Source organism: Merdimmobilis hominis, assembly GCF_016901855.1.
Lineage (GTDB): Bacteria > Bacillota > Clostridia > Oscillospirales > Ruminococcaceae > Paludihabitans.
On record NZ_JACJKY010000007.1, the window covers coordinates 136,417 to 152,799 of the forward strand.

20 protein-coding genes and 1 tRNA gene are annotated in these 16,383 nt (G+C 45.9%); 16 read left to right on the forward strand and 5 right to left on the reverse strand.

Annotation, left to right across the window (positions count from 1 at the left end; translation table 11 throughout):
* The first annotated feature begins 10 nt into the window (after window positions 1-10).
* The 4 genes from H6A12_RS06185 (at window position 11) to H6A12_RS06200 (ending at window position 2,555) form a co-directional block, all read left to right on the forward strand.
* A tRNA-Gly gene (locus tag H6A12_RS06185) sits at window positions 11-86 on the forward strand.
* A gap of 243 nt (window positions 87-329) precedes the next feature.
* Window positions 330-1,232 (forward strand): ABC transporter transmembrane domain-containing protein, encoded by a 903-nt coding sequence (locus H6A12_RS06190; RefSeq protein WP_204445934.1) that lies wholly within the window; start codon window positions 330-332, stop codon window positions 1,230-1,232.
* A 152-nt stretch (window positions 1,233-1,384) separates the two neighbouring features.
* On the forward strand, window positions 1,385-2,302 hold the full coding sequence (locus tag H6A12_RS06195) for a TraM recognition domain-containing protein (protein ID WP_243415333.1): 918 nt from the start codon (window positions 1,385-1,387) through the stop codon (window positions 2,300-2,302).
* A complete protein-coding gene (locus tag H6A12_RS06200; RefSeq protein ID WP_204445939.1) occupies window positions 2,295-2,555 on the forward strand; it encodes a helix-turn-helix domain-containing protein in 261 nt (86 codons plus the stop codon). The genes H6A12_RS06195 and H6A12_RS06200 overlap by 8 nt, the downstream gene beginning before the upstream one ends.
* Window positions 2,556-2,713: 158 nt before the next feature.
* Here the strand turns inward: H6A12_RS06200 and H6A12_RS06205 are convergent, their stop codons facing one another.
* Window positions 2,714-3,028, reverse strand: a complete 315-nt coding sequence (locus H6A12_RS06205) for a winged helix-turn-helix domain-containing protein (protein ID WP_243415315.1) — start codon at window positions 3,026-3,028, stop codon at window positions 2,714-2,716.
* A gap of 49 nt (window positions 3,029-3,077) precedes the next feature.
* Here H6A12_RS06205 and H6A12_RS06210 point away from each other — a divergent pair, with 49 nt between their 5' ends.
* Together H6A12_RS06210 and H6A12_RS06215 are read left to right on the forward strand one after the other, a co-directional pair.
* Window positions 3,078-3,308: a nitrous oxide-stimulated promoter family protein gene (locus tag H6A12_RS06210; protein ID WP_204445940.1), complete on the forward strand. Its 231-nt coding sequence runs from the start codon at window positions 3,078-3,080 to the stop codon at window positions 3,306-3,308.
* Window positions 3,298-3,684, forward strand: coding sequence for a YbaN family protein (locus tag H6A12_RS06215; RefSeq protein ID WP_204445943.1), 387 nt, complete (start codon window positions 3,298-3,300; stop codon window positions 3,682-3,684). Before H6A12_RS06210 ends, H6A12_RS06215 begins: the two co-directional genes overlap by 11 nt.
* A 42-nt stretch (window positions 3,685-3,726) precedes the next feature.
* Here H6A12_RS06215 and H6A12_RS06220 read toward each other — a convergent pair whose 3' ends face one another.
* Window positions 3,727-5,052, reverse strand: a complete 1,326-nt coding sequence (locus tag H6A12_RS06220) for an MATE family efflux transporter (RefSeq protein ID WP_204445945.1) — start codon at window positions 5,050-5,052, stop codon at window positions 3,727-3,729.
* Window positions 5,053-5,251: 199 nt separating this feature from the next.
* On the opposite strand from H6A12_RS06220, the gene H6A12_RS06225 reads away from it, so the two are divergent.
* The 9 genes from H6A12_RS06225 to H6A12_RS06265 all read left to right on the forward strand — a co-directional run bounded on the left by H6A12_RS06225 (window position 5,252) and on the right by H6A12_RS06265 (window position 12,560).
* Window positions 5,252-6,511 carry a chloride channel protein gene (locus H6A12_RS06225; protein ID WP_204445947.1) on the forward strand — a complete coding sequence of 420 codons (1,260 nt, stop codon included), beginning with the start codon at window positions 5,252-5,254 and terminating at the stop codon, window positions 6,509-6,511.
* A 16-nt stretch (window positions 6,512-6,527) separates the two neighbouring features.
* Window positions 6,528-7,739: a hypothetical protein gene (locus H6A12_RS06230; RefSeq protein WP_204445950.1), complete on the forward strand. Its 1,212-nt coding sequence runs from the start codon at window positions 6,528-6,530 to the stop codon at window positions 7,737-7,739.
* A gap of 191 nt (window positions 7,740-7,930) precedes the next feature.
* The gene (locus H6A12_RS06235; protein WP_204445952.1) at window positions 7,931-8,821 is read left to right on the forward strand and encodes a LysR family transcriptional regulator; all 891 of its coding nucleotides are present in this window, start codon (window positions 7,931-7,933) and stop codon (window positions 8,819-8,821) included.
* 89 nt (window positions 8,822-8,910) lie between these two features.
* On the forward strand, window positions 8,911-9,267 hold the full coding sequence (locus H6A12_RS06240) for a MerR family transcriptional regulator (RefSeq protein ID WP_204445955.1): 357 nt from the start codon (window positions 8,911-8,913) through the stop codon (window positions 9,265-9,267).
* A 47-nt stretch (window positions 9,268-9,314) separates the two neighbouring features.
* Entirely contained in the window at window positions 9,315-9,758 is a 444-nt protein-coding gene (locus tag H6A12_RS06245) for a cupin domain-containing protein (protein ID WP_204445957.1), read from the forward strand.
* Between the two features lie 41 nt (window positions 9,759-9,799).
* On the forward strand, window positions 9,800-10,837 hold the full coding sequence (locus H6A12_RS06250; protein ID WP_204445960.1) for an aldo/keto reductase: 1,038 nt from the start codon (window positions 9,800-9,802) through the stop codon (window positions 10,835-10,837).
* A gap of 15 nt (window positions 10,838-10,852) precedes the next feature.
* Window positions 10,853-11,539 carry a carboxymuconolactone decarboxylase family protein gene (locus H6A12_RS06255; RefSeq protein ID WP_204445962.1) on the forward strand — a complete coding sequence of 229 codons (687 nt, stop codon included), beginning with the start codon at window positions 10,853-10,855 and terminating at the stop codon, window positions 11,537-11,539.
* A gap of 382 nt (window positions 11,540-11,921) precedes the next feature.
* Complete coding sequence (locus H6A12_RS06260; protein WP_204445964.1) at window positions 11,922-12,080, forward strand: cation-transporting P-type ATPase; 159 nt, start codon at window positions 11,922-11,924, stop codon at window positions 12,078-12,080.
* A 27-nt stretch (window positions 12,081-12,107) separates the two neighbouring features.
* A complete protein-coding gene (locus H6A12_RS06265; RefSeq protein WP_204445966.1) occupies window positions 12,108-12,560 on the forward strand; it encodes a hypothetical protein in 453 nt (150 codons plus the stop codon).
* A 147-nt stretch (window positions 12,561-12,707) separates the two neighbouring features.
* Here the strand turns inward: H6A12_RS06265 and H6A12_RS06270 are convergent, their stop codons facing one another.
* Entirely contained in the window at window positions 12,708-13,409 is a 702-nt protein-coding gene (locus H6A12_RS06270) for a transglycosylase domain-containing protein (protein WP_204445968.1), read from the reverse strand.
* Between the two features lie 293 nt (window positions 13,410-13,702).
* On the opposite strand from H6A12_RS06270, the gene H6A12_RS06275 reads away from it, so the two are divergent.
* Window positions 13,703-14,005, forward strand: a complete 303-nt coding sequence (locus H6A12_RS06275) for a DUF2325 domain-containing protein (protein ID WP_204445970.1) — start codon at window positions 13,703-13,705, stop codon at window positions 14,003-14,005.
* Window positions 14,006-14,044: 39 nt separating this feature from the next.
* On the opposite strand, the gene H6A12_RS06280 is transcribed toward H6A12_RS06275, so the two are convergent.
* Together H6A12_RS06280 and H6A12_RS06285 are read right to left on the reverse strand one after the other, a co-directional pair.
* Entirely contained in the window at window positions 14,045-14,608 is a 564-nt protein-coding gene (locus H6A12_RS06280) for a phosphoribosyltransferase family protein (RefSeq protein ID WP_204445973.1), read from the reverse strand.
* Between the two features lie 133 nt (window positions 14,609-14,741).
* Window positions 14,742-16,112: an NCS2 family permease gene (locus tag H6A12_RS06285; protein WP_204445975.1), complete on the reverse strand. Its 1,371-nt coding sequence runs from the start codon at window positions 16,110-16,112 to the stop codon at window positions 14,742-14,744.
* Window positions 16,113-16,383: the final 271 nt, after the last annotated feature.

Below are 16,383 nucleotides of genomic sequence, written 5' to 3' on the forward strand. Positions count from 1 at the left end.
CACTGAATATGCGGATGTAGCTCATCTGGTAGAGCGCCACCTTGCCAAGGTGGAGGTAGCGAGTTCGAGCCTCGTCATCCGCTCCAGAATGAAAACGCCTGAACAAACGTTCAGGCGTTTTTTCGTATACAATGATTAACGTGAAAAGGCGAACTCATAGAAGGTATTGACTTTTGCTGTTTTTGTCATATATACTATATAACTGAGTTAGTGGTAGCTAATCATGCTGCCGTTTATTTTTGTATAGAAGTTAGTGATTTCTAACTAACGAAAATTAAAAAAGCAAAAAAACATAACATCTGTGTTCCAAGAGAAAGGGTGAATCAGCAATGATGATCAATAAACGATTGATTCGTACCGTACGCAAAAGTAAACGATATATTGCGGCAAATGTGGCCTGTCAATGGATTTCACTTGCTGCCAACATTGCAATGACGGGATGTATTACGATTTTTCTTTCGAAACTGTTTGCACATACAGCAGATATGAACGTGTTTCTTGTCACTTTAGCAGTTGCAGCAGGCGCATTGCTTGTGCGGTTTGTATGTACGGCTGCAGCGAGCAGAATGAGCTATCTTTCTGCAAAATCGGTAAAAAGAACACTGCGTGAAATGATTTATCAAAAACTTCTGCGGCTTGGTACGTCGTATAAAACACACGTCAACACTTCTGAGGTCGTACAGGTTGCTGTTGAAGGCGTGGAACAGCTCGAAACATATTTTGGCGCATATCTTCCGCAGTTCTTTTATGCCATGCTTGCGCCGCTCACGCTGTTTATCGTGCTGAGCTTTATCAGTTTACCTGCTGCGATCCTGCTGTTTTGCTGTGTGCCGCTGATTCCGGCGGCGATCATTGCGGTGCAGCGGTGGGCGAAAAAGCTTCTTTCAAAATATTGGGGACAGTATACAGCGCTTGGCGATACCTTTCTTGAAAATCTGCAGGGACTCACAACATTGAAAATCTATCAGGCAGATGCGTTCAAGCAGGAGGAAATGGACCGTGAATCCGAACGTTTCCGAAAAATTACAATGAAAGTGCTCACCATGCAGTTAAACTCCATCACAATCATGGATTTGATTGCATACGGCGGTGCGGCAGCGGGAATTATCATGGCGGTCACACAGTACGCGGCAGGAAATGTCGATTTGGCTGGATGCTTGTTTATCATCTTGCTGTCGCTGACTTCTTCATTCCGATGCGTCTGCTCGGCTCGTTTTTTCATATCGCAATGAACGGAATGGCGGCGAGTGAAAAAATCTTTCGTTTGCTCGATTTGCCGGAACCGGCTGATAAAAGTGAGATGCTGAACGGATCGTATCACATCGAATGTGAAAATGTATCGTTTTCTTATGAAAAAGACCGCGAGATTCTGCATGGGATTCAGATGACGTTTGAAGAAAAGCAATTTACAGCGATTGTCGGCGAATCCGGAAGCGGAAAATCGACGATTTCTTCGATTCTGATGGGCAGAAATCAATCGTATTCCGGCTCTGTGACGATTGGCGGAAAAGAACTCAAAGCGTTAAATGAAGCCGATCTGATGGCCGCATATCACCTATATGGCACCCTTCCTAAGATTGAGAGCGCCGAGATGATGTTCTCGGCCTCCCGATCCCGCCGCCTGCAGATCGTGCCGGTCATCCAATCTTTTGCCCAGCTTGAAAAGAACTATGGCAAGGAAGGGGCCGAGATTATTGTGGACAATACCCAGCTCACCATCTTCGGCGGCTTTGCGCCTAACAGCTCCTCGGCGGAAGTGCTGTCCAAGGCCCTGGGGAGCCGGACGGTCATGTCCGGATCGGTCAGCCGGGGGAAAAACGATCCATCCCAATCCCTGCAGATGATGGAACGGGCGCTCATGACACCGGATGAACTTAAGAGCATGCCAAAAGGCCAGTTTATTGTGATGAAGACCGGCTTCTATCCCATGAAGGTCAGGCTGAAGCTGTTCTTCAAATGGGGCATCCAGTTTGAAGAAGAATATGCTGTGGAGGAAAAGGGCAACCGGAAGGTGTCCTATGCCGAGAAGCAGGAGATCCTGGACGGGATCGTGAAGAAGTACCACCCGGAATGGCTGATGGAGAATGCGCCGCCAGCAGAAGCCATTCCACCGGCAGGAGGCCAGACTCAGGCCATGACAGAGCGAAATGAGCCATCCTCCAGGGAGAAAAGAAAAGGCGGCGGCACAGGGCTGCGGACTGCGCCAAGAGCTGCCAGACCGGAACGTAAGGCGGAAGAAGGCATACAGGAAAGCCGGATGCTCCATCCGACAAAATCTACGGAGGTAAAGGAAGATGGGTAGGCTTAATTTTCTCTACCGCATGGAGCTGCCGCACCGGGCTGTGGCAGTCTATCTGTATCTATATGACCGGGCCAACCGGGATGGGGAATGCTGGCCCTCCATTCCGACCATTGCCCGTGAACTGAAACTGTCAGAGTCTACGGTAAGACGGGCAATTCAGGATTTGAAAAAAGCGGAGCTTCTCGTCACTGAGCAAAGGTACCGTGCCAGGGGCGGCAAAAGCAGCCTGCTTTTTCAGATTCGGAAATCATGACCGTGTAAAAATACTACCTACCGCCAAGGGGCAACTACGCCCTTTTGGTGAAAGGTGGCACCTGGCATGATGACAGGAGAAGGTGAAATTCCCACTGTAAGAGGGATTTACAGCAGAAAAAGAAGAACAGCAGCCTGAGTGGATCAGACTGCTGACTCTTATTTTTCTGCTTGTATTTCAAAGCAGTATCCGACTTCCCGGACAGATCGGATGATAAAGGGAGCATTGGGAGTCGCCTGGTAGAGCTTCTCCCGTAGGTTGCAGATATGAAAGCCGATGGTGTTGCTTTCGCTGCCAGAGGGGAAGTCTCCCCAAACCTTCTCGTAGATTTGGCTATATGTAAGCACATGCCCTTTGTTGGCCGCAAGCAATAGAAGGATTTCGTACTCCTTTGCGGTGAGCTGGATCTCCTGACGGTCACGGAAAACTTTCCGCTTGCTTGGATAGATTTCAAGACCTGGGAGGGATAGCATCGGCTCCCTGGCTAACTCATATGTTTCTATCTCCGGATGGCATTTCAGGATGGAAAGAATCTCATCGAATGTTTCAGAGTCTTGTTCCTGTATGGAGACAAAGACGTTTTGTTCGAATTGCAGAGTACATTGCTATCAGCCGGTAATGCGCCGAAAGATTCGGGAAGTGATGCGGTTCAGCGGGCCGCGCATGATTGTGCATCATCCGATTATGGTGATCCGGCATATGATCGAAAGCCACAAAGAAAAGAAACGATTGGAGAAAGAGCATGAAAATTAAACAAATATTCTGGATAATGCTTGGGCTTGTTGGTATAGGTCTCGGTGCAGTGGGTGCTGTGCTTCCGCTCCTTCCTGCATTTCCGTTTTTGCTTCTTGCAGCGTTCAGCTTCGCAAAGAGCTCGAAAAAACTCAATGATTGGCTTGTGAACACAAAGCTTTACAAGAAAAATCTTGAAAGCTATGTGCAGGGCAAAGGCATGACGCGCAAAACAAAGATTCGTGTGATGATCACGGTGACCATCTTGATGACAATTGGATTTACCATCATGTTTGTAAAGATGATTTATATTCCGTGTATCATCTTGGGCTGTGTGTGGCTGTTTCACATTCTTTATTTTATATTTGGTGTAAAAACATATGATCCGCAGGCTTAAATCAAAAAAGACGGCACACAATGTGCCGTCTTTTTTGATATGTTATTGAATGGCTTTTTTCTTCCATCGGTTGCCGCAGATGCGGATGACGAAAAAGATAATCCGGAATACCCAGTCGATCGTCATTGCAACCCAGATGCCGAACACCTGCATGCCAAGCATGGTTCCGAGCACATAGCTTAAACCAATGCGGCATAGCCACATGCTCAGCACGGAAACAAACATCGTAAACCGGACGTCGTTCGCAGCGCGCAGACCGTTTGGCAGTGTGAACGCGGTTGGCCAAAGAATACTGCTCATGATGCTGTGGAACAACAGCAGTTCATATGTAATCGAAGCAGTTTCAGCCGAAAGGCTGAACAGCGAAATCAGCGGATTCAAAAGCAGTACGATCAGAAGATTGACCACAATCATCATCGCATATGCCAGACCGGTCAGTTTGAAAATGTACTGTTTTGCTTCTTTGAATTTCTGTGCACCGACGCATTGACCGACAATTGTAATCATGCCAAGGCCAACTGCCGCACCCGGAATGACGGCTACGGACGCAATGCTGTTTGCAACTGCGTTTGCCGCGATGGCAACGGTGCCATAGGATGCAACAAAACCTTGTACGAGAATTTTTCCGATCTGGAACATGCCGTTTTCAAGGCCGTTCGGAATGCCGATTGCAAGAATGTGACGAATGAGTTTAAAATCAAGACGCCAGTGTGTGAGTGAGTCGATTGTGATGCCATGACTGCGGAACCGCAGAAGCCAGAGCATCACGACTGCGCCGAAAATGCGGGAAACGAGTGTTGCAATTGCCGCACCGGCAACGCCCATATTGAAGCCGAAAATCAAGATAGCGTTTCCTGCGATATTGAGCAGGTTCATCGCAACGGAAACAATCATCGTGATCTTCGAGTTTCCCATGGAGCGGAACAACGCCGCGCCGGCATTATATAATCCTAAAAACGGATAGGAAATGGCGGACCAGAAAAAGTACGTCATGCAGTTGTCCATAACGCTTTTGTCTGTATTCGGGAATACAATGGATAAAATCGATTGATTCAAAAACAGGCAGAACACCATGATGATCGAGGAAATGAGAAACACAGAGGCAATGAGTTGTTTTGCTGCTTTGTTTGTGTTTTCCTTGTCGTCTCGTCCGATGAACTGCGAGCAGATGATCGCACCGCCGGTTGCCAATGCGGAAAAAATATTGATGAGTAAAATGTTGATGGAATCAACGAGAGAAACACCCGAAACGGCGGCTTCACCACAGCTTGAAACCATCATCGTATCGGCCATGCCGATCGCGACTGCAAGCACCTGCTCAATGACAAGCGGAATCATCAGCCGCGCAATGTCTTTTTTCGTAAACATGTTTTCGCTCCTTTAAAAACAATAAAACAAAACTCTGCATATTATTTTATTATGCGCCTGTTTTTAAAAAGATGCAATAGTTTTTTATTCGATAAGCGCAAACAAAGGGGATTGCGCTTGCCGAATTCGGCAAACAACGGTATAATAAAGAGAGAAAAAGTAAAAAGCGGGGCGTTTTTTCATGATAAAAGAGCGGGTAATGCATGCATTGAATGAACAAGCACATACGTTCAAAGCCGGCGGCAAGATTTTTCTTCGATTTTTGTATTGGGCAGTAATTGCTTGTGCAGTGGGCTGTGTGATTGGTGCGGTTGGTGCAGGATTTTCGTATGCAATGCAGTATACGACCGGACTGCGCGCACAGCATCCATGGATGATTTGGCTTTTGCCTGTTGCCGGACTGGTGATTGCGCTGCTGTATCGGTTTCATGCCGAGGATCGCCAGGGAACCAATTTGGTGCTGGCTTCGTTGCGGAAAGAAGCGGAAATTCCCGTATCTATGGCGATTTCGATTTTCTTTTCCACGGTGCTTACGCACATGTTCGGCGGGTCGGCAGGACGCGAAGGTGCTGCGCTCCAGCTGGGCGGCAGTCTTTCTGCACAGTTTGGCAGATGGCTTCGTATGAAAGAAGATGACCGCCGGATTTTGACAATGTGCGGTATGAGCGCTTGTTTTGCGGCACTGTTCGGTACGCCTGTTGCCGCAGCAGTGTTCTGCATCGAGGTGATCAGTGTCGGCGTTATGTATTATGCGGCACTTGTGCCGTGTGTGATTTCGTCAGTATCTGCCGCAGTGATGGCGTCTTTGCTTGGTGTTCATGCGGAATCATTCCCGTTAGAGGTGATCGGTGGGATTGATGTTTTAACCATGCTTCGTGTCCTGGTGCTCGGAATGCTGTGCGCGCTTGTGAGCATTTTATTTTGCCGTACCATGCATTTGGCATCTTTTCTCGGAGAAAAAATCAAAAACCGGTATGTACGAATCGTGGTAGGCGGCGTGATTGTCATTGCGGCAACAATGCTGCTTGGAACACAGATGTATTCGGGTGCCGGAATGGATGTGGTTGCACAGGCGATTTCCGGTTCTGCTCGTCCGGAGGCATTTTTGATTAAATTATTGCTCACAGCGGTAACACTTGGTTTTGGCTATAAAGGCGGCGAAATTGTACCGAGCTTTTTTGTCGGTGCGACATTCGGCTGTGTGATGGGCGGATTTCTTAACCTGCCGCCCGGATTTGCAGCGGCGATCGGACTGGCTGCTGTGTTTTGCGGTGTTACAAACTGTCCGCTCTCTGCACTGCTGATGGCGGCAGAGCTGTTCGGTGTCGGAAATTTGTGCTATTTTCTCGTTGCGATCGCCGTGAGCTATCAGCTCTCCGGTTACTACGGCCTTTACAGTAAGCAGAAAATCATGTATTCAAAATACAAACCGGAGTTTATCAACATTCATGCCAAATAAGACGGAGGAGATGCGAGTGGAGTGGATTGTCCCGGTCAAACGGCTTGTGTGTGCGCTGCAAACGGCCGGATTTGATACCGTTGCTGTGGGCGGCTGTGTGCGTGACAGTCTGCTTTGCAAGGAGCCGCATGACTGGGATTTGGCAACGTCTGCGTCGTGGGAGCAGGTGAAAGCCGTCCTTTCGCCGATTTGTGCGGTATATGAAACAGGCACAGCGCATGGCACTGTTACTGCTGTGCTCGATGATGTTCCGGTTGAGATTACGACGTTTCGGATTGACGGGGTGTATCAGGACGGTCGTCATCCGGACGGCGTGACCTTTACAACCGATGTAAATAAGGACTTGGCGCGCCGCGATTTTACGGTGAATGCGATGGCGTTTGACGGAGTGCGGCTGATTGATCCATTTGGTGGACAGGCAGATTTGCGCGCCGGCGTGATTCGGTGTGTGGGAAATCCGGAAGATCGCTTTTTTGAGGATGGGCTGCGGATTGTGCGGGCGCTTCGGTTTGCGGCAACACTTTCCTTTTCGATTGAGCCGAATACTGCGCAGGCAATCCACCGGCAAAAGCAGCGGCTTTCTCTGGTAGCGCCCGAACGGATTGGCAGTGAATTTCAGCGGCTTCTCTGCGGCGTAAATGCCGGTGCGATTCTATCAGACTATTGGGATGTGATCGAACGATTTTTTCCGATTTCGTATTCTGCACAGGCGGTTGATGCACTTTCCCACGCGGCAGCGGATGTGTCGGTTCGATTGGGGATTCTGGGAATTGGTGCGGATCAATCGGGTGAGGAAATGGAAGCGGTTCTGCGTGCCCTTCGATTGCCGCGGCTGCTTTGTGAGGCAGTTTCGTTTTTGTGCGATCATGCGGATTTGACACTTCCGGATACACGAATTGCGGCGCGGAAGTTTCGGTCTGTTTGTGGGATGTATACCGAACAAATGCTGGCGGTTTTGTGTGCATATTCGGCAGCAAACGGAAAAGACGGCGAACAGCAGGCGCAACAGGCGAAGATGCTTGTAGCACTGTCGGAAGCGGCAGATGATTGCGTGTGCCGTGCACAGCTGGCTATAGATGGGCGTACGCTTCAAACAATATGCGGGTTGTCCGGCAGGCAGATTGGTGCGTCGCTTTCAGAGTTGGTGAATGCAGTCATGGAGGAACGCGTGGAGAACACGAAAGAAGCGCTTATACAATATGTGCAGCAAGCAATTACACAATTATAATAAAAGGATACAGCCTGTGGAGATACAATACGCTTCACAGGCTGTATTTTTCTGTACGAACTTTTTTGCATGTGTTCGTCAGGGAGAGTCTAACATCTCAAATGAATAGATATTCGATATAAGCATAACAAAAGATTAGATATATTGAATGATTTATTTTTGCATGATATACTGTCTGGGGAGGTGCAGGTATGGAACTTCGTGTACTGAATTACTTTTTAGCAATTGCAAGAGAAGAAAATTTTACAAAAGCGGCGCAGCAGCTTCATGTTACACAGCCCACATTGTCTCGGCAAATCGCGGATTTGGAGCAGGAATTGGGTGTAAAGCTGTTTGTTCGCAGCAATCATAATATTATTTTGACTGAGGATGGAATGATATTAAAACGCCGTGCACAGGAAATTTTGTCTTTGGCAGATAAAACAAAGCGGGATTTTCTGCAAAAAGATGAATCACTCTCCGGTACGATTTCAATCGGCAGCGGCGAGTTTCGATCGACCGAATATTTAGCAAAAATCATCGCGGCATTCCGTAAAAAATATCCCAATGTCAAATATGAGATATACAGCGGAAACGCAGGAAATATTCGTGATTATATTGAAAGAGGATTGTTGGATATCGGATTGATGTCTGAACCGATTGATATGCGCAAATACAATTTCGTGAGTATGCCGATTAAAGAGCAATGGGGCGTATTTGTTCAAAAGGATTCTCCGCTTTTCAAAAAGGACAGTATAAGACCGGAGGATTTGTCGGGGATGTCGGTTGTAACTGCAACCGGTGATTTCAACCAAAGCCGAATCGGAAAATGGCTTGGTGCGTATAAAGATGAGGTGGAGATTGCAGCAACTGCGAATTTACCGTACAACGAAGCTATATTGGCAAAAGAGAATATAGGTGTAATGCTCAGCATCAATTTAAGCTGTACTTATGAACATCTGCGATTTATTCCATTGCAGCCTGTTTTAGAAGTTTCGACGGCTTTGGGCTGGAAAAAAGATCAGATATTTTCGGCCACAACATCAGCCTTTATCGATTTTGCAGTTCAATACTTGAAAAGCATTTCTGACGATAATATATAAGCATTAGACATTTCATATATCTGAATTTATAATAAAGGTGTTCCAAAATGGAGCACCTTTATTTTTTTCGATCAGAGAGGAACGTTAAAATGACAATGAACGAAGTGAGTGAACGATATAAGATCCCGGTGAAAATCTTAAAAGAATATGAAAGCTGGGGATTATGCGGCGAGATCAAGAAAGAGATGGGATCATGGCACTATGACGACAGTGATATCGAACGCTTAAGTACTATCATGACACTGCACGATATTGGATTTGCCTCTGAGGAGATAGAAAAATATATGCGGCTGCTTGCTGCGGGGACATCCGCCGAAACAGAAAGAATAAAAATACTGGAAGAAAAAAGGAATGGAACGCTTGATGAAATTCATTTAAAGCAACAGCAACTAGATCGTTTGGATTATCTAAGATTTGACATAAAACGCTCGAAAAAAGATATATAAAATTTGATATGAGCGATATGAAATGTACGAAAAGAGGAGATTACTTTATGAAAATGACAGAGAAAGAGCAATTTGAAACGATCAATGTGTTTGGAACAGGAAATCCAAATGAAGCGTTTTCGCAGTATTTTACAGGCAATTCTTTTTTGAATCCGCTGACCAATCCACAGGAGACGGCAGTGTTTCTTGCGAATGTGACGTTTGAACCGGGCTGCCGCAACAACTGGCATATTCATCACGCCAAAAGCGGCGGCGGTCAGATTCTTATTTGCACAGCGGGCGAGGGTTGGTATAAAGAAGAGCATAAACCGCCTGTTTCTCTTACCGCAGGAATGGTTGTTACAATTCCGGCGGGAGTCAAGCACTGGCACGGAGCGAAAAAAGACAGTTGGTTTTCTCATATTGCCATAGAAGTGCCGGGTGAAGATCCTTCAAATGAATGGTGTGAGCCTGTAAGCGATGAAGAATACAGCAAATTGGCGGAAGAGTAATACCAAAGACACATTTTCAGCATCACAAAAGGAGTATCATGATGGAATACACAAAATTAGGAAATTCAAATCTCGAGATATCCCGGATTTGTATGGGATGTATGGGTTTTGGTGAAGCCGGAAACGGTCAGCACAGCTGGACAGTGGATGAAGAGCATTCCCGTGAAATCATTCGAAAAGGCTTAGAACTCGGCATCAACTTCTTTGATACAGCGATCGCTTATCAAAGCGGAACAAGTGAGCAATATCTCGGAAGAGCGATAAAAGATTTTGCAAAACGCGAGAATGTTGTGATCGCAACAAAGTTTCTGCCGCGCACCAATGATGAAATGGAAGCAGGAATCACAGGTCAGCAGCACATTGAAAAAATGCTTGATAAAAGCCTGCAAAATCTCGGAATGGACTATGTGGATTTATACATTTATCATATGTGGGACTACAATACACCCCTTTATGACATTATGGAGGGATTGAACAACGCGGTTAAAGCAGGAAAGGCTCGTTATATCGGAATTTCTAACTGCTTTGCCTATCAGCTTGCACAAGCAAATGCGCTTGCTGAAAAGGAAGGGTTTGCGAAATTCATATCTGTTCAGGGACACTATAACTTGATCTTTCGGGAAGAAGAACGGGAAATGGCAAAACTCTGTCGTGAAGAGAATATAGCGATGACTCCGTACAGCGCACTTGCGGGCGGCCGACTTTCGAAACATCCCGGCGAAACTTCGAAGCGTTTGCAGGAGGATACCTATGCACATTTAAAATACGACGCTGCAGCTGAACAAGATAGGATAATCATTGAACGTGTGGCACAGCTTGCCGAAAAATACGGTGTGTCGATGACGGAAATATCACTTGGTTGGCTGTTAACAAAGGTTACTGCACCTGTTGTGGGTGCAACGAAACTTCACCACATCGAGGGTGCGGCACAAGCGATCGGGCTTGTTTTGACCACCGAAGATCTTGCTTTTTTGGAAGAGCCATATGTTCCTCACAAGCTGGTCGGTGTGATGGCGCAGAATACTCCTGCGGCTGCAAAAGATCAGCATGTATGGTCGACCGGCAGTCAAAAAATCTGAAAGGAGTTTGTAAAGATGGATTTATATAAAACCGATCCTGAATTTGCGCAGCGTTTTTCATATTTTGCATTTGAAGAAGTTGTACACGAAGAAAATCAGCAATTAGATGAAAAAACACGCTATATTTCGATTTTGGCAACACTGATCGGCTGCGGCGGTGTGGAGGCATATCGCGAACTACTGGATTCAGCGTTAGAAAACGGTGTTGCACCGATTGCTGTAAAAGAGATTGTTTATCAGGCAGCTGATTATTTGGGGTATGGAAGAATGCTGCCGTTTTTGAATGCGACAAATGAGATCTTGCGCGAGAGAGGCATATCACTTCCGCTTGACGGCCAATCAACAACCACGATTACAGATCGCCTTGAAAAAGGGATCGAAGTACAGTCGAAAATCTTCGGAGAACACATGAAAGAGGCTTGGAAAACGAGTCATATCAATCGTTGGCTGGCGGCAAACTGTTTTGGTGATTATTATACGCGAAACGGCTTAACACTTGCGGAGCGTGAACTTATGACCTTTTGCTTTCTAATGGCACAAGGCGGCTGTGAACCGCAGCTGATTGCTCACGTCAAAGGAAATCTCAACATGGGAAATGACAAAGATTTTCTTATAAAGGTTGTTTCACAGTGCCTGCCCTATATTGGGTATCCCCGCAGTTTAAATGCGATTTCTTGTATCAATCAAGCAGTGGAACAATAATTTTTTCAGCTTTTGGTTTTTATGGATGAGTTACTTTTACCGTCACGGTCATGGTAAAACGTCAAACACAGCAATGGCCTGTTTGTTTTTCCTCTTTGCTTGATGTCCGTGGGAAAATGAAGCATTCGCAAAATTCTTGTATTGACAAACAAGAGTGTGTACGCTATAATAAAAAAACAACAAAATACCCGCTTGAGGGAGTAGTTTGCACAATGACTGTGTGGTAAGTCAACAAACTGATCGAATGATCTGGCTTACCTTAATGAACGAGACTCATGTATGGTAACAAACGCCATACATAGGTCTCTTTTCTTGACCCGTGTACGGCTTTGATTGCCATGCACGGGTCTTTTTGTTTGAATACATAATTCAGGAGGAAAGAATGAAGGATTTTATGACGGATAGATCTGAGCTTATAAAATTGCTTGGATCGAACAAGGTTACAGGACTTTCATCCGCACAAGTGGAAGCAAACCGTCAAAAGTATGGGGCGAATGTTCTGGAGAGAAAGAAAAACAAATCGTTGATTGCGAGAATCTGAGAATCCGCAACAGAGCCGATGCTGCTTATGCTGATTGGAGCAGGCATTATTGCATTGGGCGTCAATATTTTTCGAGGCATGACCGGCGGTGAAGCGGATTTTTTGGAATGCGCAGGTATTTTCCTTGCCATTTCGCTTTCTGTCATCATCAGTGTGGTTATGGAAGGCAGAAGTGCGAAAGCATTTGAAGCATTATCGAAAATCAGCGAGAACACGATTGTAAAAGCAGTCCGCGACGGAAAAACATTGATGCTGAGTCAGCAGGAAATTGTTGCAGGTGATATTTTAGTTGGAGCGACCTTTGTGCTGCAGGTTGTCTTTATCCAATTTGCAGGAGCATTTTTTGGAACGGTTCCGCTTGGAATCGTCATGTGGGTCAAATTGTTTGCAACAGCATTCAGTGTGATTGTTCTTTCTGAACTTGTAAAACTGGCATACCGCACGATGATGAAAAAAGCGAAAAGTGTTCACGGTGAATAACGGCAAACTATTTTTGAAGCCGAAACGTTTGATGAAATCCTAAACATTGTTTATATAAAAATTAGTGAGAACCTCATTGCGGTGGTGCTCACTAATTTTTATTTTTCAATTCTATTTTCTGCAAAAAATCCTGTGTGATTTTTTCTGTCAGGGGGAGGAGGATTCAATTTTGTCGGCTTCAGATTCGGTCAATACACCATGTTCAACCATTTTGTTGAGTACTTGCCGCTGTCGTTGTTTTGCAAGCTCCGGATTTTTCGTGAGTGCGTAGGCGGAGGGTGCATTCGGGATACCTGCAAGCAACGTGCTTTCAAAATCTGTCATCTCAGATGGAGATTTTTGAAAATATCCCTCGGAGGCTTCGCGGATTGAATAATATCCGTTTCCGAAATAGATTGAGTTTACGTACAGTTCAAGAATTTCTTCTTTTGAATAGTTTCGTTCCAAATCAAACGCAACAAAGAGTTCTGCAATTTTTCGTTCAATTTGTTTTTCCTGTGTGAAATACATGTTTTTTGCGAGCTGCTGTGTGATCGTGCTGCCGCCTTCCGCAAAAGAAAGCGTGCGGATATCGTTGATGATTGCGCGTCCTGTTGCGATCCAGTCAAATCCGCCGTGACTGTAGAATCGGCGATCTTCAACAGAGATGACTGCATCCAAATAAAGATCCGGAAGGTCGTCAAGTGCTGTATAGGATTCTTTTGCACGGATTTCTTCCACCTTTTGTGCGATACTTATATCATCAACGGCTTTTCGGTACATCATATATCCCTTTCCAAAGAAAAACAGAACAATACAGCATCCGAGGAAAAGAATCAAAAATAATATGCGCATCAGCCATTTTTTCATCGGGAATCTCCTTTTCAATTAATTTTATTTTAGTATAGCAGAGGAAAATGACAAGAACATGGCTTTTTCCTAACAAAATCGTCATAGAACGAGAAAATATTTTCCAGATGCTATTGTTTTGCCCTTTTTATGCGATGAGTGAGATCAGCGAGTATTATTTTTTAAAAAGATGCTTGACAAAAGGAGAGTCATCTTGTATACTTTGGTTAGTTAAAACAAACCGAGCATGCGGACGATCTCCGCAATTATTTTTTAAAACAAAGTTAGATTAAACTAACTCGAAGGAGGAAACAATGAGCGTTGTTATTATCGGCGGAAATGAACGAATGGTGTGCCAGTATCAGAACATTTGCAAACAGTATGGATGCAAAGCAAAGGTATTTGCAAAGGAGAACGGACCGCTGCGCAAAAAGCTTGGATGCCCGGATTTGATGATTTTGTTCACCAATACAGTGTCGCACAAAATGGTGAACACCGCGGCGCAGGAAGCGAAGCGGAATAATATTTGTGTTGCGCGTGTACATACAAGCAGTGCGGCTGCACTTTCGAATGTGCTTTCGGAATATGTGAAAACACCGCCCTGCATGCAAAAATAATAAAAAATATCGTACAGGAAAAACCTGTACGATATTTTTTTAATGTTCTTTTTTGGTGCCGTCCGGATTAAACAGCGGCAGATATTCAAGATACTGAATATCGTCGCGGTATTTTGCATCGCCTTCTGCCAAAATTGCCATTCTGCCTGCAACAATGCCGCCCGACTGTTTGACGAGTTTTTCGACAGCGCGCAGACTTTCGCCGGTGCTGATAACGTCGTCGATGATGAGTACGCGTTTGCCTTTCATTTTTGCAGCGTCTTCACTGTCGATATAGAGCATCTGCTTTTTGGCGGTGGTAATTGAGGTGACTTCGGTGGAAACAACCTCTTTCATATACAGTTTCGGTGCTTTGCGGGCGATCAGATAGGTGTTTTCGCCCGACTGGCGTGCCATCTCATGTACCAGCGGAATGCCTTTTGATTCTGCGGTAATCATGATGTCGTGTTCCGGTGCGATTTTCAATAAGTCGCGTGCAGAGTTGACCGTCAGCTCCACATCACCGAAAATAACAAATGCACCGATATACAGCTCGTCGCTGACTTTGCAAAGCGGCAGTCTGCGGGTTAATCCTGCAACCTGCATTTCATAAAATTGCTCCATGAAAAAGCCCTTCTTTCTTGGAAGTTGATAGTATCAGTATAGCACATGAAAACAAAAAAGAAAAGAGAACCGGCCGGAATCTCCAATCGGTTCTCTTTATTTAGATTCGCTGTTTTTTCATGCACAAAAGCAATCAGATGACGAGGGTGATGATACGCAGTGCAAACAATGCAAAGACGATATACATAATCGGGTGAATATCTCTCCATTTGCCGGTGCACAGTTTGACAAGAACCCAAGCGAGCATGCCAAACATAATGCCGTTTGCAATCGAATAGGAGAATGGCATCATGATGACTGCCAGGAAGCCGCCGATGACGTCTGCCATGTCGCCTTCAAATTTCATTTTCAGAACGTTCGAAAGCATGAACAGACCAACAACGATCAGAGCCGGTGCAGTTGCAAAGCCCGGGATAACGCTGAAGATCGGCCAGAAGAAGATTGCCAGCAGGAAGAATACTGCGGTGGTGACAGCGGTCAGACCGGTGCGGCCGCCTTCTGCAACACCTGCGGAGCTCTCTACGTAGCTTGTAACGGTGGAAGTACCGAGGCAAGCGCCTGCGACAGTACCGATTGCGTCAGAAAGGAGCGCACGGCCTGCGCGCGGCAGAGCGCCGTCTTTGTCGAGCAGGTTGCCTTTGTTTGCAACGCCGATCAATGTGCCGACGGTGTCAAACAGGTCAACGAACAGGAATGCAAACACAATGACAGCAAACTGCAGTACATTGTTGATCATAAAATTAAAGTCGAATTTGAATGCGGTTTCACCCAGCGTACCAAAGTTCGGCAGGAAATCGCCGATGCCTTTGATCTCCGGAATGAGGGAATACATGCCGACTTCCGGATTGACAACATACCAGCCGCCGAGCTGTGCAAAGATGCCCAAGATCCATGTTGCGAGGATGCCCCAAAGGATAGCGCCTTTGACTTTGAAGTGCATCATGATGGCAATGAGAACTACGCCGATGAGTGCAAGTGCAACCGGTGCAGTACCGATATCGCCGAGAGCGACGAGTGTGCTTGCATCTGCTTTGACGATATCCGCATTCTGCAGGCCGATGAATGTAATGAACAGACCGATACCTGCGGTGATGCCGTATTTTAAGTTTGCCGGAATTTTGTTGACGAGTGTTTCACGGAATTTGAACAACGACAACAGGATGAAGATGATGCCTTCCACCAAAATTGCGGTCAGCGCAACCTGCCAAGCATTCGGCATGTCTTTTAATTCGCCGAGGCAGATAGTGTACGCAAAATATGCGTTCAAGCCCATGCCGGAAGCGAGCGCGATCGGGTAGTTTGCAAACAGACCCATGATGAGGGTTGCCAGTGCAGCAGACAATGCGGTTGCAAGGAACACGCCCTGTGCGTTCATGCCTGCGTCACCGAGCATGGTCGGGTTGACGGCCAGAATATAGGCCATTGCGAGGAACGTGGTAATACCGGCCGTAACTTCGGTTTTGGTATTGGTACCATGTTCATTCAGTTTGAAAAACTTCTCCAAGGTTTCCACTCCTTATAAAAATAGTACAAATAAAACAGCGAAAACCGATCCACAAAAACATCGGGTCGGTCCATACAATCGTATCATAACACAGCGTTTTTCATTTTGCAATGATTTATTCATATTTTTTATGCACGCTTCGACAAAAATCCCCGCTTTTAATGAACTGCCCCAGATTGAGCGGACAGGAGAAAAAAGCCCCTGGTAGGAAAATATTGAGTTTTAGGAGGAGTGGCGGAGCGTGAGCGGCGCCACTCCTGTTTTGTACTGG